This is a genomic window from Microbulbifer maximicatervae (SeqCode), from assembly GCF_052467695.1.
This window is the reverse complement of record NZ_CP174320.1, coordinates 4641679-4666209: the sequence shown is the minus strand read 5'-3', so window position 1 is coordinate 4666209 and position 24531 is coordinate 4641679. Positions and strand designations below refer to the sequence as shown.

The 24531-nt window shown below is 52.2% G+C and carries 17 protein-coding genes; 10 read left to right on the top strand and 7 right to left on the bottom strand.

Going from position 1 to position 24531, the window contains the following annotated elements; translation table 11 throughout:
* Positions 1 to 216: 216 nt before the first annotated feature.
* Positions 217 to 5106 carry an NAD-glutamate dehydrogenase gene (locus ACJJI8_RS20415; RefSeq protein WP_444935181.1) on the top strand — a complete coding sequence of 1630 codons (4890 nt, stop codon included), beginning with the start codon at positions 217 to 219 and terminating at the stop codon, positions 5104 to 5106.
* A 104-nt stretch (positions 5107 to 5210) separates the two neighbouring features.
* A complete protein-coding gene (locus tag ACJJI8_RS20410; protein WP_444933539.1) occupies positions 5211 to 6248 on the top strand; it encodes a quinone-dependent dihydroorotate dehydrogenase in 1038 nt (345 codons plus the stop codon).
* A gap of 63 nt (positions 6249 to 6311) precedes the next feature.
* Here the strand turns inward: ACJJI8_RS20410 and rmf are convergent, their stop codons facing one another.
* Positions 6312 to 6563: a ribosome modulation factor gene (rmf, locus tag ACJJI8_RS20405; RefSeq protein WP_108733677.1), complete on the bottom strand. Its 252-nt coding sequence runs from the start codon at positions 6561 to 6563 to the stop codon at positions 6312 to 6314.
* A gap of 433 nt (positions 6564 to 6996) precedes the next feature.
* On the opposite strand from rmf, the gene rlmKL reads away from it, so the two are divergent.
* A complete protein-coding gene (gene rlmKL, locus ACJJI8_RS20400) occupies positions 6997 to 9195 on the top strand; it encodes a bifunctional 23S rRNA (guanine(2069)-N(7))-methyltransferase RlmK/23S rRNA (guanine(2445)-N(2))-methyltransferase RlmL (RefSeq protein ID WP_444933538.1) in 2199 nt (732 codons plus the stop codon).
* A 152-nt stretch (positions 9196 to 9347) separates the two neighbouring features.
* On the opposite strand, the gene ACJJI8_RS20395 is transcribed toward rlmKL, so the two are convergent.
* The 3 genes from ACJJI8_RS20395 to ACJJI8_RS20385 are packed head-to-tail and all read right to left on the bottom strand — an operon-like array spanning position 9348 to position 13113.
* Positions 9348 to 9761 (bottom strand): hypothetical protein, encoded by a 414-nt coding sequence (locus tag ACJJI8_RS20395; protein WP_444914130.1) that lies wholly within the window; start codon positions 9759 to 9761, stop codon positions 9348 to 9350.
* Between the two features lie 26 nt (positions 9762 to 9787).
* A complete protein-coding gene (locus tag ACJJI8_RS20390; RefSeq protein ID WP_444914129.1) occupies positions 9788 to 12178 on the bottom strand; it encodes a bifunctional serine/threonine-protein kinase/formylglycine-generating enzyme family protein in 2391 nt (796 codons plus the stop codon).
* A gap of 17 nt (positions 12179 to 12195) precedes the next feature.
* Positions 12196 to 13113 carry a PP2C family protein-serine/threonine phosphatase gene (locus ACJJI8_RS20385; protein ID WP_444914128.1) on the bottom strand — a complete coding sequence of 306 codons (918 nt, stop codon included), beginning with the start codon at positions 13111 to 13113 and terminating at the stop codon, positions 12196 to 12198.
* 319 nt (positions 13114 to 13432) lie between these two features.
* Between ACJJI8_RS20385 and ACJJI8_RS20380 the strand changes: the two genes are divergently transcribed.
* A complete protein-coding gene (locus ACJJI8_RS20380; protein ID WP_444933537.1) occupies positions 13433 to 14293 on the top strand; it encodes an FHA domain-containing protein in 861 nt (286 codons plus the stop codon).
* A complete protein-coding gene (locus ACJJI8_RS20375) occupies positions 14290 to 14544 on the top strand; it encodes a glutaredoxin family protein (protein WP_413662439.1) in 255 nt (84 codons plus the stop codon). Before ACJJI8_RS20380 ends, ACJJI8_RS20375 begins: the two co-directional genes overlap by 4 nt.
* Position 14545: 1 nt before the next feature.
* Here the strand turns inward: ACJJI8_RS20375 and ACJJI8_RS20370 are convergent, their stop codons facing one another.
* On the bottom strand, positions 14546 to 16552 hold the full coding sequence (locus ACJJI8_RS20370; RefSeq protein WP_444911032.1) for a transglycosylase SLT domain-containing protein: 2007 nt from the start codon (positions 16550 to 16552) through the stop codon (positions 14546 to 14548).
* A 156-nt stretch (positions 16553 to 16708) separates the two neighbouring features.
* Here ACJJI8_RS20370 and ACJJI8_RS20365 point away from each other — a divergent pair, with 156 nt between their 5' ends.
* Positions 16709 to 18574, top strand: coding sequence for an ATP-binding cassette domain-containing protein (locus ACJJI8_RS20365; RefSeq protein ID WP_444933536.1), 1866 nt, complete (start codon positions 16709 to 16711; stop codon positions 18572 to 18574).
* A 53-nt stretch (positions 18575 to 18627) separates the two neighbouring features.
* Here the strand turns inward: ACJJI8_RS20365 and ACJJI8_RS20360 are convergent, their stop codons facing one another.
* Positions 18628 to 19071, bottom strand: a complete 444-nt coding sequence (locus tag ACJJI8_RS20360) for a universal stress protein (protein ID WP_282932316.1) — start codon at positions 19069 to 19071, stop codon at positions 18628 to 18630.
* A 145-nt stretch (positions 19072 to 19216) separates the two neighbouring features.
* On the opposite strand from ACJJI8_RS20360, the gene ACJJI8_RS20355 reads away from it, so the two are divergent.
* The 4 genes from ACJJI8_RS20355 (at position 19217) to ACJJI8_RS20340 (ending at position 23743) form a co-directional block, all read left to right on the top strand.
* Positions 19217 to 19747, top strand: a complete 531-nt coding sequence (locus ACJJI8_RS20355) for a hypothetical protein (protein ID WP_444914123.1) — start codon at positions 19217 to 19219, stop codon at positions 19745 to 19747.
* Positions 19748 to 19954: 207 nt separating this feature from the next.
* Positions 19955 to 22642: a type I DNA topoisomerase gene (gene topA, locus ACJJI8_RS20350; RefSeq protein WP_444914122.1), complete on the top strand. Its 2688-nt coding sequence runs from the start codon at positions 19955 to 19957 to the stop codon at positions 22640 to 22642.
* A 3-nt stretch (positions 22643 to 22645) separates the two neighbouring features.
* A complete protein-coding gene (locus ACJJI8_RS20345; protein WP_444933535.1) occupies positions 22646 to 23137 on the top strand; it encodes a DUF6586 family protein in 492 nt (163 codons plus the stop codon).
* Positions 23138 to 23485: 348 nt separating this feature from the next.
* The gene (locus ACJJI8_RS20340; protein ID WP_282932320.1) at positions 23486 to 23743 is read left to right on the top strand and encodes a hypothetical protein; all 258 of its coding nucleotides are present in this window, start codon (positions 23486 to 23488) and stop codon (positions 23741 to 23743) included.
* A gap of 63 nt (positions 23744 to 23806) precedes the next feature.
* Here the strand turns inward: ACJJI8_RS20340 and lexA are convergent, their stop codons facing one another.
* Positions 23807 to 24412 (bottom strand): transcriptional repressor LexA, encoded by a 606-nt coding sequence (gene lexA / locus ACJJI8_RS20335; RefSeq protein ID WP_444893501.1) that lies wholly within the window; start codon positions 24410 to 24412, stop codon positions 23807 to 23809.
* Positions 24413 to 24531: the final 119 nt, after the last annotated feature.

The following is a 24531-nucleotide window of genomic DNA, read 5'->3' as shown; positions in this document are numbered from 1 at the left end:
AGCGGCACCAAATGAAGAGGCAACTCTTGAGACGTAGGCCTCTGCCGAGCCGACTAGATTCTGAGGTGGAATGGACTTCTCCTCACTGTCTGACTGAAAGTGTAATTTTTAGGACTCGACCCTGCAGCTGCGTATGGGCTGAGATGATGACCTTTTCGGATCTACAGTGTTTGGATTCGATGTGACAAAAATGAGATTGGGAGGTTCCCCGTGAATATGGCGACGGTTATTACCGACAGCCGTGAAGAATTAGTTGCGCAGATTTGCGAGCTGATTCGTGACAAGCTGACCAGCGAAGCCGAACCCGTTGTGGCTTTTGCCCAGCAGTTCCTCAATCAGTACCCATTAGAGGATCTGGCCGGTCGTCGTCTTGTTGACGTCTATGGCTGCATATACACCTGGTGGAACTTTATTCAACAACGCCCGGGCGGCCTACCCAAGGTGAAGGTTTTTAACCCCCGCCTCGAAGACGATGGTTGGGAGTGCTCGCATACGGTCATTGGTGTGCTGCAGCGGGATATGCCATTCCTGGTGGACTCCATTCGCATGGAGATCAATCGCCGAAATACAGTGACTCATTCGATAAAGAGTACGGTAGTTCGAGTCGAGCGCGATGCCAAGGGGAAACTGACTCGCCTGTTGCCGCCAGAGGAAGAGTTACTGGGTGAAAAGCCGCAGGCAAAAGGGAAGCGCATTACTAACGAAGCGATGATTTATGTCGAGATTAATCACGACACTTCATCTGAGTTCGCTTCAGGCATGATGACTGGCTTAAAAGACGTACTCGGCGATGTGGAGCTGGTAGTGGACGACTATGTCCCGATGCTGGAAACCTGCAGCGCAATGGAGGGACAGTTACAGGCGGGACTTCCAGACGAAGACACCAACCTATTGGAAGCCAGTGCATTTTTGCAGTGGATGCGCGACGGTAACTTCACCTTCCTGGGGTATCGCGAATACGAGTTCAGTGTTGTCGGGGATAAAAAAATCCTCAATGAAGTTGAAGACCGCAGGCTCGGTATTTTCAAAAAGCTGGAAGAAGCCGCGCCGATGCTGGAAACCTCTTTTAGTGAGGGCAAGCAGCGTTTCTACCAAGGGCCCAATTACCTGACATTTGCCAAGTCCTCCGTTAAGTCCCGGGTGCACCGCACGGCCTATTCGGACTACGTGATGATTAAGCGCTACAACACCGAGGGCGAGGTGATTGGTGAAGCGGCGTTTATGGGGCTTTATACCTCGCCGGTTTACACCGAGAGCCCGGCGAAAATTCCGATTATTCGCCGCAAGATGGCCTCGATCATAGAGTCTAGCGGTCTCTCCGGGCAGGGGCACGATGGCAAAGCCCTGCGCCGGATTCTCGATACCTTCCCAAGGGATGAACTTTTCCAGGGCAGCACCAAAGAGCTGTTTGACGTGGTAATTGGTGTGCTGCAGTTAAATGAGCGGGCTCACCTTCGTCTGTTTATGCGTCGCGACCCCTTTGGTAAATTCGTTACTGCCACGGTATACGTTCCCCGTGAGCTGTTTAACAGTGATGTGCGCGAGGTGATTTGCGCGCATATTGCCAAAGCGATTAATGCGAAGGACTCGGACTTCACCACTTTCTTCTCCGAATCCATTCTTGCGCGGGTTCATTTTGTTTTCCGCGTGTCCCCCGATGAGCCTGTTGATTTTGATGTCGCGCTGCTGGAGGCGCAAATTGTGGATATTACCCGCTCCTGGGAAGATGTTTTCCAAAGATCACTAATTGAAAATAGCGGGGAAGAAGAGGGCAGCCGTCTCTATCGTACTTTTGGCCGCGCCTTCCCGGCGGGGTACCGTGAAGACTTTGAGCCTCGTATTGCGGTGCAGGATGTAGCAGCCGTTCAGAGTCTCAGTGAAGATAACCGGGTAGCAATGAGTTTCTACCAGCCGGTGGGGGCCGCCCAGGGCAGCCTGCGGTTCAAGGTATTCAACTGGGGCAGCGGCCTGACGCTCTCCGACGTGATTCCCGTGCTGGAAAATCTGGGCTTGCGGGTTATTGGTGAATTCCCCTATACGATTCGCCCCCGTGGCTATACCGATGTGTGGATGCACGAATTCCATCTGGAATTTGGTCTGCCCACCAAAATTGATGCGCAAGCATCCCGTGGCCTGTTCCAGGATGCGTTCGCGGCGATCTGGAATCACACGGCGGAAAGCGATGCCTTCAATCGCCTAGTGCTGGCCGCCCGCCTTAACTGGCGCGAAGTATCCATGCTTCGTGCCTACGCCCGTTACCTGAAGCAAACCAAGTCCGGTGCCAGCCAGAGCTATATTGCCGCTACCCTGGCCAGCCACGTGGATATCACCCGCAACCTGGTAGCCTTGTTTAGGGCGATGTTCGATCCCCGTTTAAGCACTGGTAAGCAGGAGCAGCCCCGTGTCGAGCGCTTGATCGCTAAAATTCACGATGGTTTGGATACGGTTGATAACCTGAATGAAGATTTGGTTCTGCGCCGTTATTTGGAATTAATCCTGGCGACCCTGCGCACTAACTTCTTCCAGGTGGATGATGAAGGGCAGCCCAAGGATTATATTTCGATCAAATTCAGTCCCCGGGATATTCCCGGCATTCCTGAACCCCGCCCGGAGTTTGAGATTTTTGTTTACTCCCCTCGTGTGGAAGGTGTGCACTTGCGCGGCAGTAAAGTCGCTCGCGGCGGCCTGCGTTGGTCTGACCGACTGGAAGATTTCCGCACAGAAGTTCTGGGCCTGGTAAAAGCCCAAGCGGTGAAAAATGCGGTTATTGTACCCAGTGGTGCAAAAGGTGGATTTGTTGTTCGACGTCCGCCTACCGATGGCAGTCGCGAAGCCATGATGGAAGAGGGAGTCTCCTGCTACAAAACCTTTATTCGTGGCCTTTTGGATATCACTGACAATCTAAAAGATGGCGAAGTTGTACCGCCCAAATATGTTGTTCGTCGGGATGAGGATGACCCCTACCTGGTAGTAGCTGCGGATAAAGGGACGGCAACTTTCTCAGATATTGCCAACGGCATTGCCGGGGAGTATGGCTTCTGGATGGGCGACGCTTTCGCCTCCGGTGGCAGCCAGGGATACGACCATAAGAAAATGGGCATTACAGCCCGTGGAGCCTGGGTATCGGTGCAGCGCCACTTCCGTGAGATGGGGGTGGATGTCCAGAAAGAAAACTTCTCTGTTGTCGGCATTGGCGATATGGGTGGAGATGTTTTTGGTAACGGCATGTTGCTGTCTGAGCATATCTGCCTGAAAGCGGCCTTTAACCACCTGCATATTTTTGTGGACCCCAATCCGGATGCAGAATCCAGCTTTAAAGAGCGCCAGCGTTTGTTCGCCTTGCCCCGGTCGAGCTGGAGAGATTACGAGCGCAAATTAATTTCCAAAGGTGGTGGTATCTTCGAGCGTCGCGCCAAGGCCATTGCTATTACGCCAGAAATGAAAGAAGCGTTTGATATCAAACAGGATCAACTGAATCCCAACGAGCTGATTAGTGCCTTGCTCAGAGCGCCGGTGGATCTGATCTGGAATGGCGGTATTGGCACTTATGTTAAGGCTACTACCGAGACGGACTCCGAAGTTGGTGACAAGTCTAATGATCACTTGCGCGTTGATGGTCGGGAGTTGCGTGCCAAAGTCTTTGGCGAGGGCGGCAACCTGGGTATGACCCAGCGTGGACGTATTGAGTTTGCTCTCAATGGCGGGCGTTGTAACACCGACTTTATCGATAATGCGGCCGGTGTGGATTGTTCTGACCACGAGGTAAATATCAAGATCCTTCTGGATAAAGTCGTTGCCCAGGGTGATTTGACTGAAAAGCAGCGCAATGAGCTGTTGGATGGGATGACCGATGCTGTCGGTGAATTGGTGCTGCACAATAACTATGAGCAGACTTTTGCCCTCAGTGTGGCGGAATATCAGGTTGCCAAGCGCCTGGACGAGTACCGCAGAACTATCAACACTTTGGAAGACGACGGCCGATTGAACCGCGCGCTGGAGTTTATTCCTGACAACGAGCAGATTTCTGAGCGCGAGCACAAAGGGCAGTCCCTGACCCGCCCCGAATTATCGGTTCTAATTTCATACGTTAAGGTCAAGTTGAAAGAAGAGCTGCAAAATGCACAAATCACCGACAATGAGCGGGTGCGTTTTGCGGTTGAGTCTGCATTCCCGGAAAAATTGGTCGAGCGTTATCGCGACCAAGTCTATGACCATCCGCTGTTGCGCCAGATTGTGGCTACCCAGGTCGCCAATGAGATGGTTAACAGTATGGGTATCACCTTCTACAACCGTATCGGTACAGCCACTGGCGCCGATGTGAACGATGTAACTGCCGCTTATGTCAGCGCTCGTGATGTGTACGAGATGCACGACTTCCAGGAGCAGCTGGCTGCGCTGGACTACAAGGTGCCAGCGGAGCTGCAAACAGAACTGCTGAACTCGATGATAGGCCGTGTGCGCCGGGCAACCCGGTGGTTCCTGCGCAATCGCCGCAATGAGTTGGAGCCAGCTACCAACTGCGAGCTGTTCCAGGAGCCGGTACAGCGGGTTATTACAGCGTTGCCGCAGGTCTTAAGTGGCGAGCCCCTTAACGAATGGGAGCAGCGCTACCAGAAACTCCTGGAAGCAGGGGTACCAGAGGCCCTGGCCCTGCTGTCGGCGTCGCCCACTTACCTCTACTCGGCACTGGGTATTTCTGAGTCGGCGCGAGCTAGCGATACGCCCGTAGAGGAAGTTGCCACGGTTTACTTCAGGTTGTCGGATGAGTTGAATCTGCACTGGTTTGGCAATCTGATCGTCGACTTGCCGGTAGACAGCTTCTGGCAGGCGCAGGCCCGGGAGACCAGTATGGATGACCTGGACAGCCAGTTGTCGACACTGGCGGTGAACATTCTCCGCTTGGGCAAGGCTGAAAATCTTGATGTAGAGGGTGCAATGTCCCGCTGGAGCGCTATCATGGCGCCCGCAATTCAACGCTGGCACAATATGATTGCCGAGTTGAAGTCTACTTCTGTCGGTGACTTTGCGATGTTCACTGTGGCTTTGCGCGAGCTAATGTATCTCGCCCACGCCACTGCGGACCGGGAAACTCTGGCAGAACAGTAGCGGAATAGAGCCCAGGGGCCGCTCAAAGGCCCCTGTAGTATCGTCATCACAAGATAGAGCCCTTCGTTTTTCTGAAGGGTTCGCCTCCCCACGTAAGGAAAGGTATGTATTCAACACTGCGTAAAGCCCTGTTTGCGCTTGACCCTGAGCGGGCCCACCATTTGTCGATTGATGCCATTGGCGCTGCAGAGCGCCTCGGTTTGATGTCCCTGTACAAAAAGTCGGTCCCGGATGATCCGGTCGAGTTGATGGGGCTCACTCTACCCAACCCGGTTGGTTTGGCCGCTGGTCTGGATAAGAATGCGCAGGCCTTTAATGGTTTCGGAGCCCTGGGATTCGGGTTTGTTGAAGTGGGCACCGTGACACCGCGCCCCCAACCCGGCAATCCGCTGCCAAGGCTGTTTAGGGTGGAAGAGGCCGATGCGATTATTAACCGTATGGGTTTTAACAACCTCGGTGTTGACTACCTGATTGAAAGAGTGAAAAAGCGCCGTTATAGCGGTGTTTTGGGGATCAATGTGGGTAAGAACTTTGATACTCCAGTGGAAAAGGCCGCCGATGACTACTGCCTGTGTATGGAGAAGGTGTACCGCTACGCCGACTACATCACTGCCAACGTTTCTTCTCCCAATACCAAAGGGCTACGTGACCTCCAGTTTGGTGACAGTCTCAATCGCTTGCTGGGCAGCATCAAGGACAAGCAGATGGAGCTGGCTCAAAAGAGTGATCGCTACGTCCCTGTTGCCGTCAAGATTGCCCCGGATATGGAAGGCGATGCGGTGGCGCAGATAGCCGAGGCGCTGTGTGAGTACGATATCGATGGGGTGATCGCTACCAATACGACGATCGATAAGTCTTCAGTCGCCAAGCTGCCCCATGGTAGCGAAGAGGGCGGTTTGAGCGGAAAACCCCTGAGAGCGCAATCCACCAAGGTCATCGAGCTGTTATCGAAAGAGTTGAACAAGCAGATCCCGATTATCGGGGTTGGCGGTATTTTTGATGGTGACAGTGCGGCTGAAAAAATTCGTGCTGGGGCGACTGCCGTACAGATGTACACCGGTTTTATCTATCGGGGGCCTGAATTGATTCGTGAGGCGGCAGAGGCAATTGCTTTGGAGCGTCGCCGAACAGAGCAAGGGTAAGCTGTATCAGTTGCTGACTGCTAGGAAAATGGGGGCTTTTGACGATAAGCCCCCTCGCCATCTCTAAATGGTGCTCCACCCGTCAGGGTATTGGATGTCGGTAGAAACGGCGCCATAAATCTCCAGTTTTTGCGCCTTGGTCACTCTGTCGAAGCCATTCCAGTAATCTTCCCGCCCCTCACGCCAACCGTTGATCCACTCCTGATGAGGATCCTCTTCGACAAATGGGCAGCTATCCATAGACTTGTTGTTCAGGGCTGCCAAATAGCCCTTGTAAAATGCCCTGTCGGCGTGATTTCGTTTTTGGCGTTTCATCGTATACGGCACCTCTACTTTGTCGGTCTGTGGACAGTTTGTCGGCAGGTTCGCAAACGGCTCTATTTTGGGGTGTCTCTCAATGAATTTTAGTGAAGGAAATAAGCCTTTGAACGGACCGACCCAATCCACCTTATTAGTAAGAGTAAAGTGGATACGTGGGAATCGGAAAACATCTCTAGATGACAGTATGACTTATGGGGCAGGTAGTAATTAACGGCAGGGCGTATTCTCTTCTGCCACAAAATGGGATAATCGTCCTCTTTTGGGCATGGCGATAATGCTCAATTTCCTTAGTTGGGGGCGGTAAAGGTTTTGCCCCAGGTTTTATTTGTGCGTACTGGCGGCGCAGACGTTGCCGGCAGCTTTAAGTGGGCGGTCATTATTGGCGCACAAAACTTCCTCCACAGGAGGAGCTTAATGAGTAAGTATTTTGACAGATTTACAAACCGAAGAATTTGAGTTTACGGCTACGTGTCCCAAGGGAATAGAGGGGTTGCTCGCTAATGAATTACGCGACCTGGGTGCAGGGTCTGTAAGGGAGCAGCCGGCGGCAGTGTATTTTTCCGGCTCCCTGAAGTTGGCTTACCGCTGCTGTCTGTGGAGTCGCTTGGCAAACCGCATTATGTTGCGTTTGGCGCAGGTGCATGTAGCCACAGCTGAGGACCTGTACCAAGCAGTTGCCGAGCAACCCTGGGAGCTCCACATTCGCCCCTCGGGCAAGCTGTGGATGCAATTCTCTGGGACCAATCGAGAGATCCGCAATAGTCAGTTCGGTGCTCAAAAAGCAAAAGATGCCATTGTCGACCGCCTTCGCCGCCAGTCGGGAGCCCGTCCAAGTATTGATAAACATCATCCAGATTTGACGGTTGCCCTGCGCTTGCATCGGGATAAGTTGGATATCGCCATCGATCTAAGCGGTGACAGCTTGCATCGCCGTGGCTACCGAACCCATATCGGTGCAGCCCCACTGAAAGAGAACCTTGCGGCAGCACTGTTGCTGCGAGCCGGCTGGCCAAAGATTGCTGAGCAGGGTGGAGCCTTGCTCGACCCGATGTGTGGCTCGGGCACTATTCTGGTGGAGGCGGCGATGATCGCTGCGGATATGGCACCGGGATTAATGCGGGATAGCTTTGGTTTTGAGCGCTGGCTGAACCATCAAAGCGATATTTGGAACGAGCTTCGCGAAGAGGCATTGCAGCGTCAAGGCGTTGGCCTGGCGCGCGAACTGCCAGAGATTCGCGGTTACGATGCCGATGCGAAAGTCTTGTTTGCGGCTGAGGCTAATATTGCCCGGGCCGGTCTGGAGCGCCAGGTGCGAGTGAGTTGCCGCCCAGTAGCAGGGTTTAGGGTACCGAGCCATAGAGAAGTCAAAGCGGGATTGGTTTTGACAAACCCGCCCTACGGTGAGCGCTTGGGTGAGCAGGAAGCTCTGCGGGAGACCTATTTTGAACTGGGGCGGCAGTTAAAGGCGGAGTTCCCGGGCTGGTTGGTCGGTGTGTTTACCGGCAATCCGGAACTCGGTTATGCCACCGGTTTACGCTCTCACAAGCAGTACCAGCTATACAATGGCAGTATCCCCAGTCAGTTGCTGATGTTTGAGGTTCGTGCGCAAAGTGGGGCGGCGGCGAGTGAAGCTGCTGGGCCGAAGTTGTCACCCCAGGCGGAGATGGTAGCAAATCGCTTGCGCAAAAATCTGCGCACTACAGGTAAATGGGCCGCGAGGAGTGGCGTGGATTGTTACCGCCTCTACGATGCGGACTTGCCTGAGTATGCTGCGGCGATCGATATCTATAAAACCCTGGATGGCGCCGTGTACGCGCATTTGCAGGAGTATCGTCCGCCGGCCACTATCGAGGAAGAGAAAGCTCGGGGGCGCTTGCGCGATTTGTTAAGGGCCCTTCAGTCCGTGCTCGAATTGCCTCGCGCGAATATCAGTATTAAAGAACGCCGTCGCCACAGCCACAAGGGCGGAGGTAAGGGTGGAAGTCAGTACCAGAAGCAGACGGAATCCAGAAAGGAACTCTGGGTTGGGGAGTATGGTGCTGAGTTGGCGGTAGATCTGTGGAGCTACCTGGATACAGGGCTTTTCCTGGATCATCGCCCGGTGCGCAAATATCTGCGAGAGATTTCTGCCGGTAAAACATTCCTGAACCTTTTCTGCTATACCGCCAGTGCGACAGTCCAAGCGGCTCTGGGTGGTTGCAAGCAGAGCACTAGTGTCGATATGTCGCGAACCTATCAAAACTGGGCGGGACAAAATTTCCGTGCTAATAACATGGATCCTTATCGCCATCAGTTGGTCGAGGCCGATTGTTTGCAGTGGCTTGAATCTGCTCAACAGAACAGGAAAGGCCATTACGATTTAATATTCATGGACCCCCCGAGCTTCTCCAATTCTGCGAAGATGAGCGGGGTATTAGATATTCAGAGGGATCACGGGAAATTGATTCGTCAGTGTATGTCCCTGTTGTCGCCTCAAGGTCGCTTGGTGTTTTCCAACAACTTGCGCAGCTTTAAGATGGACGAGGATGTTTCCAGTGAATATTCGGTAGAGAAGCTGAACCTTTTGGATAAGGACTTTCAGCGCAACCCAAAAATTCACAATGTTTGGGAGCTACGGGTAAAATAAACTGGCTTGAATAATCTGACTACATTTGCTTTGACGCTTTAGTTTAAGCGTATTCACAGCAAGTAATATGTAATACCTGCAGTCCCTAAGGTCTGCAGGTATTGCGTTAGTTCTCTAAAAGTATATAAATCAGTCGGCTCATCAGCACAAAGTCAAAATGCGCGATTGGGAGTGTTTGGTGGGTTGTTGGGTTCTTGCTCGTTGTGTTTTGGAATTATATAAGCAAGGCCTTTGCATTCGATAAACTCCAGGCAACTCGCAGAATCTTTTCTATAACAACCTTCGAAAACTATGGCATTGCCGCCCATATCGTGGGTTTTGATTTTTAGTGATTTTTTGATGGATTCCGGTCTGGGCTTATCGTCGGTAAGTAGGGTTTGGCAGCTATTAGCTGATACACTGCCGAGTAATGTTCCGTTGCTCTGATGGATCTCAGCCAGAGAGTATTCCTCTATTAGCGCGGATTTAACTCTGCCGGAAATATATGGGCCAGCGTTTGTTTTAAACTCTATACCGTTACAGCCGGCAAGTAACATTAAAGAAAGGGTGAGAAGTAATCGTTGCACTGAAGTTCCCTCTTGTATTTTAGATTTTATTGATCGAATTCCATCACAACACGTATCCCAACATCCTTGGCGCGCGCTGTTTCATTTAGGCCTTTTCGATAGTCAGAAGATATCTTGCTAGAGCTGTCTCGCATCGATCCACCCCTCACGGTGTGAAGCTGACAGCCGCTAATCTTTACTGATTTTGATGTGGTTTTTGCGGGGTTGTATCCAGCTTGGTAGCAGTCTTCCACCCACTCAGCCACGTTCCCTGCAGTGTCAAAAAGGCCAAAAGGATTCGCCTGGTAATGCCCTACGGGAGCTGTACTGATGCTGAACAGCTTTGTAAATTCGCTAGAGCAACCCCTGCGGCAATTCGCTTTTCCCCGGACGTCGCTGGAAGCCCACCAGTATTGGTGGGTACTGCCTCCCCGGGCTGCGTACTCCCACTCGGCTTCACTGGCCAGCCGATACTGCTTGCCAGACTCCTTTGACAGCCACTTCACATACCTTTGTGCGTCCCGCCAGGTCACATTAATTACCGGTCTATCTCCGCGCCCCCAGCCTGCATCGCTGGGTTTAGCACTACCGGTGGCCTCGGCAAAACGATCGTATTCGGCAAAGGTGACCTCATAGATGGATATAGCAAAGTCCTGCTCTACATTTACCCTGTGCGCAGGGCTGGCCAATCGCCGCTGGTTATTGCCCATGGTAAAGCTGCCTGCTCCCACAGCGACCATTTTCGGGCCCAGGCCACCTGAGGACAATTCAGATTGAAATCGCTTGCCGATAAAGTAGGCAGGTTCCAGCTCGACCGCCACTTCGAGGTTTTGTTCTTCCAGCAAGACCCACTGGCGAACTTTACTAAAGCCCCGCTTACTCACTTCAACATCATATTTGCCTGGGCTTAATTCAAGCCCCGGCTGGTAGCGGGGGGCTATATTCATAATCCGCACACGGGCATCAGATGGCTTTGTGTTAATCGTTAGGCTGTACAGCTTGGGTTGGTTCTCTGCTCTTGGCTCTGCAGGTTCAGGCGTGAGTACTTTTGGGGGCTCAATATTACTCCTGGCAATCAGTGCCTGATTACCACTGAGGGGGAGTTGTGCATCTGTATTGAGCGAGGAAGGTAGATTTAGCTGGGTAACTTGTACCTGTGAGTTTAGGACATCTGCTGTTGATTCAGTTGGCGCAGACTCTGTATTTGAATTTGGAGCAATATTGGCAGGCTGCTCCGCGGTACCTAGTAGGGTGGCAGCTGTAAAATCGGCAGCGCCGTCCAATATAGGTAGTCCAAGTTGCCAGCCGGCCTTGTGATCAACGACGCTATACAGGCCCCAGGTTGAGGTGAGGCCAAGAGCGATAAAGCAGCTCATAAGCCAGGAGCGCTTGTGTTTTGTTGGCTCAGCGAGGAACTGCCGCAGGCGTACAACAGTCTCCTGCTCCTTACGCTCTGGCTTCTCGGGCGTTTCCTTCCGTTTCCAACTGGAAGCAACTCTCCCGAGTTGGTCTGCCACACTGCCGTAAATGGTCAGTACAAGCGCTTTTGCCAAGCTGGAAGTTTTTAAAGTTGAATTGTTGAGCTGGCTGATTTGGTTGGCCGGCTTTCCGGCGAGGGCTGCAACCAAATCATCTGCGGCATCGGCGATATCCAGGCCGCGTTGAAATCGCTTATCCGGATCTTTGGCCAGGAAGTGATCAAGTAGAGGCTGATAAAGTGCGTATCGGGCTGGCAGTCGCGGTATTGGGTCGGTGAGGTGCTTTATTGCAATGGCGACGGCTTCGTCTGCCTGATAGGGCACGGCTCCTGTGAGCATTTCATAGAAAACAACTCCCAGGCTATACAGGTCGGCACGACCGTCAACCGCTGCTCCGCGAGCTTGTTCCGGGCTCATATAGTGAGGGGTTCCCACAACCATCCCGCTGTTAGTCATACGGGTGGTTCTCGCGATAGCCCGGGCAACCCCAAAATCACTGAGTACGGCCGATCCGTCTTCGCGAAACAGGATATTCTCCGGTTTCAGGTCTCGATGTACATACCCCTTGCTGTGGGAGTGGTCTAGGGCCATGGCTATTTGGCGCACAACATTAAGCGCCTCAAGAGGCTCAAGCCCACCTTTGCTTAAACGCTCTGCAACCGAGCCCCCAGGCATGTAGTCCATGGCGATATAGTTCAGGCTGCGGTAGCGGCCAATATCGTGAATACCGACGATATTTGGGTGTGACAGCTGCCCAACGATATTTGCTTCCCGCTGGAACCGCTCACTGAAGATTGGATCAGCGTTCAGTACTGGCGACATAACTTTTAGTGCCACCTGCCGGCCCACACTGCGCTGTATAGCCAGGTAGACTGAGGACATTCCCCCCTGATTGATCTTCTTGAGGATGCGGTAGCCCGGTATCTGCAGTGAAGAGGTGCCGCTATTGACGACTTCCATGAAGTGCTTTCCCTATCTTAAAGCAGAGTTGAAAGTCCGTAGGCAACTGCGGTGGCTAAGGCGGCTGTGAAGAGGAGAATGAAGGGGCGATACTTTCTGAGTGTGGAGCCGGGCAGGGTGGGCTCGCTAATTGGGGTGAGGGATGCGGTAGAAGAAGGTTGCGCTGTGGATGGGGCATCTATGACCTGAACAGTGACATTATCTTTGCCTCCTGCATCCAATGCTGCAGCGATTAGAAGTTCTGTTGCTCTGTGGGTATCACTGTTTTCCGTCAATATCTGGTTGATTGAGTTTGCTGGTACTTCCGAACTAAGTCCATCGCTGCAGATGAGTAGTCTCTGTCCTGCTGCCCAGCGATAGGAGACTCGGTCTACTTCGAGTTTGGGGTTGGTACTACCGCCGATACATCGGGTAATTACATGCCGGTTGGGGTGAATTGCGGCTTCTTCGGAGTTGATAGCGCCTGAATCCATCAACATCTGTACGTAGGAGTGGTCGCTGGTTAGTTGGGTGAGCTTCCCTGTTGTGCCTTCGGGAGCCCAGAGGTAAGCGCGGCTGTCTCCAACCCAGTAGATATGAAAGTAGTCACCCTCTTCAGCAACAACGACCGCAGTAGAGCCCATATTGGCTGTGGTTTGTTCATCGCCCAGTAAAAGGGCGTGCGCTTTTTGCAAGGCACGCTCGTAGTGCTTGTCAGTTTCCGCTGACTTTTGGATTTCTTCAACAACAGTTTTGCTCGCGAGTTCACCAGCGTGGTGACCGCCAAGGCCATCGGCTACAACCCAGATACCTTTGTCTTCCGCAGCCCAATAGGCATCTTCGTTCTGTTCACGCTTATAGCCGGTATGGGTTGCGCCGGCACTGCGTGTAGCGTCTTTGCTATGCTGAACTATCCCGCTGTGCCGTGATACTTCGCGTACTTTGGCTTCACTCACTGGCGTGCAACTACCTGTAATTTATTTAATCTTTCTAACGGTGATAACCCTCCGGTAATCACACGCCTCTTCCCTGTTGTGTTCTCGGCTTATTCAAGTTGCCGATCACTTTGTAGGTCATCGCTGAATCTGTTAAATACTAGACCTTTGGGCCATTTTAAGCTGCAAACCGAATCACACGCTAATGATATCGCCCATGATAAACTCAACTTTATCAATAAAAGTGAGTGTTTCGGCTGCTTTTTAACATTAGTTAAGCTCACTGTCTTCAATAATTGGCCAATTTCACACGGCCATTTTGGCTTTAGGAGCGATTTCGATGCTCAAACTTTGTGATGTCAATGATCTCAGCCAGAGTGTATGGTTGGTATCGCCGGGAGTAACTGTGGGGCGGGCACAGAGTAGTGACTTGTGTATTGCCGATGATTCCGTAGCGAAGTCGCACCTTAAAATTGCAGTTAATGGCGATGTTCTGACTTTGCACAACTTGTCGGGCGCGGCCCGTGTCTTGCTTAATGGTCAGCCAACTGGTACACCGTGCCAGTTAAAAATAAACGATCAGGTCAAAGTGGGCAGCCGTTTACTTCAGGTAATCGACCCGAAGCTAACTAAGCTCAAGTCTGGCCCCCCTAAGGCTGCTTCGAATCAGGGCGTTGCCTGGGCGCTAAGAGCCAATCACCGGGCTATTGCAGGAAAGGTGTTCCCTGTGAAAGAGAGTGCGGTAATTGGGCGCTCCGATGAGTGTGATATCACTTTTTCGCTTTCTCATCTTTCGCGTAGGCACGCTCGTCTCGAAGTAAGGGAGGGCTTACTGTTCGTTATTGACTTAGGTTCGGCAAATGGGACTTTTGTCAATAATAGAAAGGTTAGTGAGAGTCGGGTGCGCAGGGGAGATGAGCTCCGGCTCGACACTTTAAGTTTTTCAATTGTCGGCCCAGCTGACGATAACAACCGCACGGCTGTACGCCCGGCTTTGCCGGAGTTCGAATTGCCCAGTTCTACCTCTGTCTCTGGAGAAGCCGATACAGTCCCCTACGCAGTGCAACCCAGTTTGTCCGAGGAGGTACCTGAGGAAGTCGATAAGCCAAAGGCTAAAAGTAAAACGTGGCTTTTAATAGTGGGGCTTGCGCTAAGTGTTGCGGGATATCTCTGGGGCAGCAGCCAGGGGGTTTTTGGATGAGCGATATAAAAGAGCTTTTGCTCTACACCACTTTGGGTTGCGGCCTGTGCGAAAAAGCCAAAATTGAAATTTGGCCTGCGCTGGAAAAATTCAACTTGCGTCTTCGCGAGGTGGATATCGCCGAGGATGAAGCGTTAATGGAGCGCTTTTCTATCCGCATTCCGGTGGTTGGCCTTGGAGACCCCGACGATGTTTGCGGTTGGCCGTTTGACCAGGTGCAATTGCAAGATTGGCTGAAGGAGCGGCTTTAAATTACAGTCGACTCGCAGCTTCACTCTCTCTTAATAGTTGCAGCTTGGTGCCGCTTCGGTAGGCGTAAATTACCGAATAGGCGAGTACATTTTGCACATAATTACGCGTTTCCCTGAATGGAATGGTTTCAATCCACACATCATAGGGCAGCTGTTTTCGGGTCTCTTTTAGCCATCCCGCTACGCGGGTTGGTCCGGCATTATAGGCGGCGGCTGCCAGAAAGCGGTTATTGTCAAAGCGGTTAAGTAAGCTACTTAAGTAAAAGCTGCCCAGCGCAATATTGGTGTTGGGGCTCAATAGGTCCCAGCTGCGTCGATAGCGCACCCCTGCTCTGCGTGCAGTAGCTTTTGCGGTCGATGGGAGCAATTGCATAAGTCCCAGGGCCCCGGAACTGGATTTTGCATCGTGGCTAAAGTGGCTCTCTTGTCGTGCTACAGCGTAAATCAGATAAGGCTCTAGAGCCGAGCTCTGGGCGCCGACCTGTTTACTTACATCGTGAACAATATCGGAAAAAGCGAGTGGGAATCGCAGTTCCAAGTCGTCGAGGTAGTCAGCCGCAAGCACTGACTGGATTGATTTATGGTACCAACCCCAGGCGCTAGCTACTTTGCCAGCCGCAAGTAATTCCTGGTGGTCCATAGCTCTTGTGGCATAGCTCCATTCCCTTCGGGCATGGAAGAGTTCGCCTATCGCTTGTAATTCTCGGGCCCTCAGCAGTTCGGGGCGCTTTGCCATCTCCTGCACTTGAATGGGGGTGATTGGTGCCGGCCGGTGCTCAAAGCTGTACTGTTGCCCCAAGGTATCAGCGGCAAGGAAACCGTAGTAACTGCGATTGCGGGCGGCTTTGCGGTAAAGGTGGGAGGAAGCTTCGGAACTTCCTGTGCCATAAAGTTCTTCCAGTGAGCGGGCTTTCCAATATATCCACCGGTCGAGTTGTTGTTTCTCCTCTGGCAGGCGGTCAATCCAGAACGCGACCTGTTGCCAATTTAATTCACGTAGGGATTGTCTGGCTAGCCACTCGATGGTACGGCCGTCGGTCACTGTGTGATGTTCAACCAGCTGTTGCAAGCGCTGCATATTATCCTGGCGAGCAAATTGACGCGCCAAGTGCTTGAACATGGCTTCTTGTTGGGCATCGGAAAACAAGTAGCTGGCCTGATAGCGGTGCCACGCAGTTTCAGCTTTGATCGCGTCTTTTTTCGCCAATTGGTGCAATCCGTGCAACACGATATCGCGATATTCCAGAGGGTTGTAGGCGAACTTGGTGTCAGTGAGAAGCTTCTGTGGGTTGCGATGGACCGAGCGTAAAAGTTTGGCTTTCTCTGCTTGTGCTGGCGTCATTTTTTTGGCGATATAACGTGCCAAATCGAGATTGCCTTCTTCGACTGCCAGCAGGTGCCGCTTCCAAGCGAGTTCCTGCGTCAAGCCGCCGTTTTTCATCCAGCGGGCAAAAACGGGGTCGCACTCCTCGACTTGGGACCGCCCAACAAGCCAGAGTTCTGATATCAACTGCTGTGTTTCTGCCTGATAGCCGTCTCGGCGCGATAGGGCATCGGCGTAATAGCAGCGGAGGGAGGTGCGACTGTGTTGCGAAGGTTGGTAATAGCGCAGGTAAGTCGAGAACTTTTTTTGACTACCGAGTTGGCGCAACAACCTGACCATCATCCAGTCGCCAATAGCCGTGCCTCTGTTGCTCTCCAGGAATTGATCAACTTCTTTTAAGGGCAGTTGGTGCAGTTTTTCACTGAGCGCCCAATAGTCAATATAAGCAGCGAGGGGATAATCTTTGAGCTCAGCTTTAAGTGCTCGAAGTTGCCGTCGATCCTTGTATTTTATCGCCTGCCGGGCCTGGCGTAGCTTTTCTCTCTGCGCCGCACGATTATCTTCGGATACTTCCGGTGCGATAGCGGTTGCCTGAACAGATTGTGCATTAGTGGGCACGGCTGTGCAGAGACAGGTGATGATTAGGGCAGAAAGAAGCGCGATTCCTTTTGCGTCAGCTGACATCTCAATTACCTCAGTTGGACATGTGTTTCCAGCTATGACTGACTATACGGTAAAAACGCGTAAAATAGCTGATTTTTCACAGAACCCGAAAGAGCCGACTTCGCTTCTTTCATCAGCGGGATTGAGGTTCGGGTTTGATAATTGTAGTGCCTATTTATGTTGCTTCTATTGGATGGGGTCAGTCTTCGTTACGGGACCCAGGTACTGGCAGACAATGTCAGCGCAAAAGTTGAGCGTGGAGATCGTATATGCCTTGTGGGGCGTAATGGGGAGGGGAAATCCAGCCTGTTGCGCTTGATAGCGGGGCAAGTTGACGCGGATAGTGGCGAGATTGTTCGTGCCAGCGGTATGGTTCAAGCGGTTTTGGAGCAGGAGTTACCTGCCGATTGCCCCGATTCTGTCTACGGATATGTTGCTATGGGATTGGGCGAAATAGGCGTTGTTTTGTCGGCGTACAGGGACTCCCCCACAGCAGAGCTACAAGCCAAAATCGAAGCGGCTCACGGTTGGGAGCTTCTGCCGAAAGTGGACAGTGTATTAGATCGTTTGGGGCTCGATGCAGACGAAAAGGTTGCCGACCTTTCCGGTGGCTGGCAGCGCCGTGCTGCTCTGGCTCGCGCTTTGGTGGTGGAGCCTGATCTGCTGATATTGGATGAGCCAACCAACCACCTGGATATTGCTGCAGTCGAATGGCTTGAGAATTTCCTCGCCAGCTATCGTGGCGCTCTTTTGTTTGTGAGCCATGATCGGGCATTGGCACAACGTTTGGCCACCAGCGTATGGGATTTGGATCGTGGACACCTGCGGACATTTCGCTGCAAGTTCGACCGTTACCAGGAAGAAAAAGAGAAGCTTCTTGAAGAAGAGGCAAAAAATGAAGCTCTTTTCGACAAGAAGTTAGCACAGGAAGAGGCCTGGATTCGCCAGGGCATCAAGGCTCGCCGAACCCGTAATGAGGGACGGGTAAGAGCGCTTCAAGCACTGCGTCGCCAAAGGGAAGCGCGCCGGTCCCAGCAGGGTATAGCCAAGATGGCCCTGGATAGCGGTGAGATGTCCGGCAAATTGGTTGCTGAGTTGAAGGGCGTCACTTTTGCTTATCCCGATGAGCAACCGTTGATTAGGGATTTATCATTCACGCTGATGCGTGGAGACCGCGTTGGCTTAATAGGCCCCAATGGTGTCGGCAAAAGTACCCTGATCAAATTGCTGCTGGGAGAGCTAAAGTCCCAGGGGGGGAGTGTGCGCCTGGGTACCAAGCAGCAAGTGGCTTATTTCGATCAGCGCCGGGATCAGCTGAATCCCGATTTGACTGTGCTCGATAATGTCGCCGAAGGGCGCGACTCAGTGACTATTGGTGGTAAAAGCCGCCACGTAATGTCTTATTTGGCCGATTTTCTTTTTAGTGGTGTTAAAGCCCGTACTAAAGTCAGCGCCTTGAGTGGTGGAGAGAGAAATCGCGCCTTGCTGGCAAAATTGTTTAGCCAGCCCGCCAATATTTTGGTGCTTGACGAGCCCACCAATGACCTGGATGTAGAAACCCTGGAGCTGCTTGAACAGTTACTCCTGGACTTTGGCGGAACGGTTCTGCTGGTGAGCCATGACCGTGCTTTCCTGGATAATGTGGTGGGCTCATGCCTCGCATTTGAGGGGGATGGCCGCATCCGTGAATACGTGGGTGGTTATGGGGATTTTGTGCGCCAAGGTGGCAGCTTTGTCGCTGAGCTGAAAGAAGTTAAGCCAGCTGCTAGTAAACCAAAGGAAAAGCCCCAGTCCCAGGCGGCGGCTCCAGCGAAGAAAAAGAAACTGAGCTATAAGCTTCAAAGAGAGCTGGATAGCCTACCCGCCTTGATTGAGTCTTTGGAAGAAGAGATAGGGGCTATTGAGCAAGAGGTTGCCGACCCCAGTTTTTATCAGCAGGAGCAGGCGTTGGTGCAGGCTAAGCTGAACACCCTGATGGAAAGGCAGGCCCAGCTCGAAGAGGCATTTGAACGCTGGTCAGAGCTGGAGGGGGGAGACGACTAAGTTGAAGGGGAAGCTGCAATTCTTGCTGCTTCCCCCTCCCCAATTTTGAAGGATTATTCGTCTTCCATATGTACCCGAATCGCCAGAACGTCGCATTTGGCGCCATGGAGAACGCCGTTAGCGGTGGAGCCGAGTAATAGCGCTAAGCCGTGACGACCGTGGCTGCCAATAATGATTAAGTCGGCTTCGATATCTTTGGCTAAGCGATGAATCTCAGTAGATGGCTGGCCGAGTATTACGTGCTGGCGATCTGCGGGGATATCCAGCCGATCGGCGGCTTTTTGCAATTGCTCCTTGGCCTGGGATTGTAGTTGGTCCTGTACCTCGGAGAGGTCCATTGGGATGTCGCCGCCATAGGCAAAAGTCAGGGGCTCAATGGCGTGAAGTAAGCTTAACTCTGCACCAAATGCTTCAGCCATATCAGCGGCCCTATCAAGTACCTGGGAAGACTCTTTTGACAGGTCCAAGCCCACGAGGATGTGTCGGTATTTCGCCATAATTTACCTGCTCCTATCCCTTTTATTGACTGTGAAAAACACCCTTGTGACACCTATTTTGAGTCTACCGCAAAAAAAACCGATTGACATAGATCACGCGGAACACCGCACAATAGTCACTTTTTTCCACTGATGAGGAGTGGTTATGTCTGATTGGTTGCCGGTGATTATCGTCGGATTTGCCATCGCTTTGGTGCTGGGGCCGGTGATGTGGCTAAAGCCCAATGCCCGTGACAGCCGTCTTGCAGATTTGCGTAGCCGGGCGGCCCAGGCTGGCATTACCGTACAAATCCAAGCGCTGCCTTCGGCGTTGGGTGATGGGACTGCAGCTGTCTATTATCACCGCTGGCAGAACCGTAAAGGCCTGAGTGTGGGGTGGGTTTTGGATAAACAACGGATTGAGCACGAGCTGAATTTTTCCGGTGTTTGGGATTGGGCTGATGGCCAGCCAGCTCCGCAAGGGGCATGGAAATATTTGCGCGAGCTACTGGAAAAAATCCCTCGGGACGCCTGTGCGATTACTGCAACACCAGTGGGTCTCGGTATTCAGTGGCCGGAGTCAGGAGGCAAACAAGCCTTCCAGAAACTAATGGCGTCGCTCGATGAGTACACCCCCTTAATAGAAGAAGCTATTCGAAAAGTGAGTTCGCGCGCGGCGACTGAGGGGCTGTCTTGATTGCCGTAATAGCGGTGTAAAAGAGCGTCTACTGAGTCGCATTTAGGCGGACTGCCCAGTGCCAATTTTGGTGACTGTGAGTGGAAAATTGTCAGCTTTGCTTGACCGCGCTTGAAGTGAGGCTTATATATTCGCGCAGCACAAGCCCGATAAGAGGGCTTGAAAGACTTGCAATAGCAGTAAATTTTCATTTGAAATCAAAGGCTTATGGGTAAATCACTGGTCATCGTCGAATCACCGGCCAAAGCGAAAACCATCAATAAATATCTCGGCAAGGACTTTGTTGTGAAGTCCAGTGTCGGCCATATTCGCGATTTGCCCACAGGTGGGGGCAATAAACAGCCGGTTGACGCAAAGGAGCGCGCCCGTCGTGCAGCGGAAACACGCAAGCTTTCCCCCGAGGCGAAAGAGGCTTATAAGCGGAAGAAAAACCGCGATCAGCTGATTAAGCGTATGGGGATCGACCCGGATCACGAGTGGCAAGCCCACTACGAGATACTGCCGGGTAAAGAGAAAGTGGTGAGTGAGTTACAAAAACTCGCCGAAGGCGCCGATCATATCTATCTCGCAACGGACTTGGATCGCGAGGGAGAGGCAATTGCCTGGCATTTGCGTGAAGCAATTGGTGGCGATAACGATCGCTACCGCCGGGTAGTGTTTAATGAAATTACCAAGTCTGCGATTCAGGAGGCCTTTAAAGATCCCGGCCGTCTGAATATTAATCGGGTAAACGCCCAGCAAGCGCGCCGTTTCCTCGATCGAATCGTTGGCTATATGGTGTCCCCTCTACTGTGGGAAAAAGTGGCCAGGGGCCTGTCTGCGGGTCGTGTGCAATCTGTTGCGGTCCGCCTCGTAGTTGAGCGGGAGCGGGAGATTCGCGCGTTTATCCCGGAAGAGTACTGGACCTTGTTTGCCGATACGGCGACGGCAAAGGCTTCCAAGCTGCGCCTCGAGGTGAAAAAGCAGGCTGGTGAGGCTTTCCGTCCTACCAACGAAGAGCTGGCAATGAGTGCTGCCAAGCAGCTTCAGTCCAGTGAGTTTGTTGTTTCCGCCCGTGACGATAAGCCAACCAGCTCCAAGCCCAGCGCACCATTTATTACTTCCACTTTGCAGCAGGCGGCCAGTAACCGCCTCGGCTTCAGTGTGAAGAAGACCATGACCCTGGCCCAGCGCTTGTATGAAGCCGGTCATATCACCTACATGCGTACAGATTCCACCAACCTCAGTAAAGAAGCTGTGGAATCTGCACGGGATTATATTGCCGAGAATTACGGCGATAAGTATCTTCCAGAAAGCCCCAATAGCTACAGCAGTAAAGAGGGCGCTCAAGAGGCGCACGAAGCGATTCGCCCGTCCGATGTTCGTATCGCCCCAAATATGTTGTCCGGGGTTGAGCGGGATGCGGAGAGGTTATACAACCTGATTTGGCAGCAGTTCGTGGCCTGTCAGATGACGCCCGCCCAATTTACTTCCTCTTCAATCGTGGTCAGCGCTGGTGACTTTGAGTTGCGTGCGCGGGGTCGAGTAATTCGTTTCGATGGTTTCCTGAAAGTTGCGCCACCGAGCGGCAAAAAAGATGAAGATCTGGTGCTTCCTGATGTGAAGGTCGGCGAAAAGCTATCCCTGCAACAGCTGGATCCCAAGCAGCACTTTACTAAGCCGCCTGCGCGGTTTAGTGAAGCGGCCCTGGTTAAGGAGCTGGAGAAGCGCGGTATCGGCCGCCCCTCCACCTATGCTTCCATTATTTCCACGATCCAGGATCGCGGTTATGTCCGCTTGGAAAACCGTCGTTTTTACGCTGAGAAAATGGGGGATATTGTTACCGACCGTCTCAGCGAAAGCTTCAAGAACCTGATGGACTACGGATTTACCGCAAACCTGGAGGAATCCCTGGATGCGGTTGCCGACGGCGATAAGGGTTGGAAGCAACTGCTCGATGAGTTTTATCAGGACTTTTCCGGGCGCCTGGAAAAAGCCCAGTCTGCCGATGAAGGTATGCGTCGCAATACGCCGACAGACACCGATATCGAGTGCACCAAATGTGGCCGCCATATGCAGATCCGCACTGGCTCCACCGGTGTATTCCTGGGGTGCTCTGGATACGCACTGCCGCCAAAAGAGCGTTGTACCAATACCATGAACCTGGTTTCTGGTGATGAGGCGGTCGATGCGGATAAGGACGAGGAAGCTGAATCCAGGTTGCTGCGGGAGAAGCGCCGCTGCGGCAAGTGCGGCACGGCTATGGATAGCTACCTGTTAGATGAGCAGCGTAAATTGCATATCTGTGGCAATAACCCGGATTGCAATGGCTACGAGATTGAGCAGGGCACTTTTAAAATTAAAGGCTATGACGGCCCCATTATTGAGTGCGATAAGTGTGGCAGTGATATGCAGTTGAAGTCTGGTCGCTTTGGCAAGTACTTCGGCTGTACCAATGAAGACTGTAAAAACACCCGCAAGCTGCTGAAAAATGGGCAGCCGGCGCCACCGAAAATGGATCCGGTTCCCATGCCGGAATTGGCCTGTATCAAAGTGGAGGATCATTATATCCTACGCGATGGTGCCTCGGGTCTATTCCTGGCTGCCAGCCAGTTCCCGAAAAACCGTGAGACCCGTGCGCCCCTGGTTAAAGAGCTGCTGCCTCACCAGAGTGAGATCGATCCAAAATACAGCTTCCTATTCTCTGCACCGACTCAAGATGACAGTGGGCGGGATACCGTAGTTCGATTTAGCCGCAAAACCCAGGAGCAATATATTCAATCTGAGGAAGAGGGCAAGGCGACCGGTTGGCGTGCTTTTTATCGCGATGGTGGTTGGAAAGTAGAGGCCTCCACCAAGAGCACTGCTGCCAAGCGCAAGAAACCGGCAGCTAAAAAGACAGCGGCAAAGAAGTAGGTAATGAGTAACTCTTACACGATTCATGTCACTTCGGCTCTACGCAAGAGCCAGCTGTTGCTGCAACAGTCGTGGGACTTACCTCTCCAGCGCGATGCGCTGGAAGAGGCAGCGTTGATGCAGTTGTGCAAGGCCTATCGGGCTTTTCTTGCAGAGCAGGCAGCCCAACTTCAGCTGGGATTCGAACCGGAGTCTCCGCAGTTGATCATTGATGCGCTGGGCGTTCAGGGTAGGGCTAGTGCAGAGGCCAGTGAGCTGTCTGGCCTGGTCGGCGACCCGCAGAGTTGGTTATCCCATATGCTTTACGCCTGGGAAGAGCAGCAGAAAATATCTGTGGGTGCTGATGAAAAACAGCAACAGGTTAATTTAATCCCGCTACACAACGAAGTTGCCAAGCCCGAGTTTGTACCTTTGTCCAAAGAATTATTGCTTCAGTGGCATCGCTCGCTGAGTGAGTTGGTGGTGAGGCAGCGCGCTCACTTGGATGAATGTTAACTAATACGCTTACTCGACCTCGGTGAACTTCTGAATAGGTTCGTAATATTTCTGCGAATTTTGAAGGTTGTAGATATTAGGCGTACCTCTGCGAGAAAGTTCGCTGTCCTTTGAGTGGGCCACAATGGGGTAGTTGTGGCCCACTCGACACAACCTGTGTAACGTATAAAGCAATTCACTCTTCTCTTGTGATCTCTTCAGTGGTTTAGATAATCCTTTGATACAGCGTGCTGGTAATAGACTGCCTCGAAAGTCAGGAGCCAGAAGCCTCTCAAATTGGAGGAATGAAACTTATCGCAAGCCTGTGGTACACTGGGCGCAAACTGTTGTGCCGTGAAGGAAAAGCGAATGTCCTCCGAAACTTTTGAAATAATCGAGCTGGCTAATGGCGATGTAGCTTTGCGTCGTGCTGGCCATAAAGAGGACCCTTTGGTAAGCATTTCTTTTTCTGCGGAAAGCCTTCAGTTTCTGCGCAAGAACAAGGTTGCTGTGGCAAGGGCTATGTTGGAAGCGGGTATTGAAGCCGTACAAAATCTAGACGATCTTGAGGCTGGTTACTTCGAGGAAGAAGACGATTTAATGCCGGTAAATCATACTATTCACTAACATCAGCGTTAGTTCGAGTCTTAACAACAGCGGCCAATGGCCGCTGTTGTCGTTTTTGGGGGCTTAAGGCGTTTGGCGAATAACCCCTACGGCTAATCCCTCAATCACAAAGTTCTTATCTCTCATATCGACTTGAATTAACTCAAAGTCATCATTTTCAGGTAGCAACTGAACGGTTGCCTGATTTCCCTTGCGGCGAAAGCGTTTCACTGTGACTTCGTCATCGATACGGGCAACGACGATTTGGCCATTGCGCACTTGCTCGGTCTTTTGCACTGCCAGCAAGTCTCCATCGAGAATGCCCGCATCTCGCATACTCATACCATGCACCCTCAACAAATAATCTGCGGGAGGATGGAAGAAGCTCGCGGGCAAGTCGCAATAATCTTCAATATGTTCGCTGGCGAGTATGGGATTCCCCGCAGCTACTCTACCCACAATCGGCAAGCCGGATTGGTGATCCGGAATTCGAATGCCTCGGGAAGCGCCGGCAACCATCTCAATGGCGCCTTTTCTGGCGAGCGCTTTCAGGTGTTCCTCGGCGGCATTGGGTGAGCGGAAGCCGAGCTCCTGGGCAATTTCTGCCCGCGTTGGCGGGTAGCCTGTTTCATCCAGGTAGGACTTGATCAGGTCGAGAACCTGGGACTGACGAGCGGTGAGATTGGTCATAGATTTACCTAGTTTTCTGTATTTATATACAGTTGCTGGAATTATATACAGATTTATTGTTCGCGCAATCCTCAGGTTTTAGTCTTTGTGAGCTGCTACATTGATGGAGAAAGCAAGGA

Bases quoted from the DNA above. Each gene is read 5' to 3' on its own strand.
- ACJJI8_RS20365 (WP_444933536.1), top strand. From the start codon at position 16,709: ATGTTGCTTCTATTGGATGGGGTCAGTCTTCGTTACGGGACCCAGGTA.
- ACJJI8_RS20345 (WP_444933535.1), top strand. From the start codon at position 22,646: ATGAGTAACTCTTACACGATTCATGTCACTTCGGCTCTACGCAAGAGC.
- ACJJI8_RS20370 (WP_444911032.1), bottom strand. From the start codon at position 16,552: ATGTCAGCTGACGCAAAAGGAATCGCGCTTCTTTCTGCCCTAATCATC.
- topA (WP_444914122.1), top strand. From the start codon at position 19,955: ATGGGTAAATCACTGGTCATCGTCGAATCACCGGCCAAAGCGAAAACC.
- ACJJI8_RS20360 (WP_282932316.1), bottom strand. From the start codon at position 19,071: ATGGCGAAATACCGACACATCCTCGTGGGCTTGGACCTGTCAAAAGAG.
- ACJJI8_RS20410 (WP_444933539.1), top strand. From the start codon at position 5,211: ATGTATTCAACACTGCGTAAAGCCCTGTTTGCGCTTGACCCTGAGCGG.
- lexA (WP_444893501.1), bottom strand. From the start codon at position 24,412: ATGACCAATCTCACCGCTCGTCAGTCCCAGGTTCTCGACCTGATCAAG.
- ACJJI8_RS20390 (WP_444914129.1), bottom strand. From the start codon at position 12,178: ATGGAAGTCGTCAATAGCGGCACCTCTTCACTGCAGATACCGGGCTAC.
- ACJJI8_RS20375 (WP_413662439.1), top strand. From the start codon at position 14,290: ATGAGCGATATAAAAGAGCTTTTGCTCTACACCACTTTGGGTTGCGGC.
- ACJJI8_RS20355 (WP_444914123.1), top strand. From the start codon at position 19,217: ATGTCTGATTGGTTGCCGGTGATTATCGTCGGATTTGCCATCGCTTTG.
- ACJJI8_RS20380 (WP_444933537.1), top strand. From the start codon at position 13,433: ATGCTCAAACTTTGTGATGTCAATGATCTCAGCCAGAGTGTATGGTTG.
- ACJJI8_RS20415 (WP_444935181.1), top strand. From the start codon at position 217: ATGGCGACGGTTATTACCGACAGCCGTGAAGAATTAGTTGCGCAGATT.
- ACJJI8_RS20340 (WP_282932320.1), top strand. From the start codon at position 23,486: ATGTCCTCCGAAACTTTTGAAATAATCGAGCTGGCTAATGGCGATGTA.
- rmf (WP_108733677.1), bottom strand. From the start codon at position 6,563: ATGAAACGCCAAAAACGAAATCACGCCGACAGGGCATTTTACAAGGGC.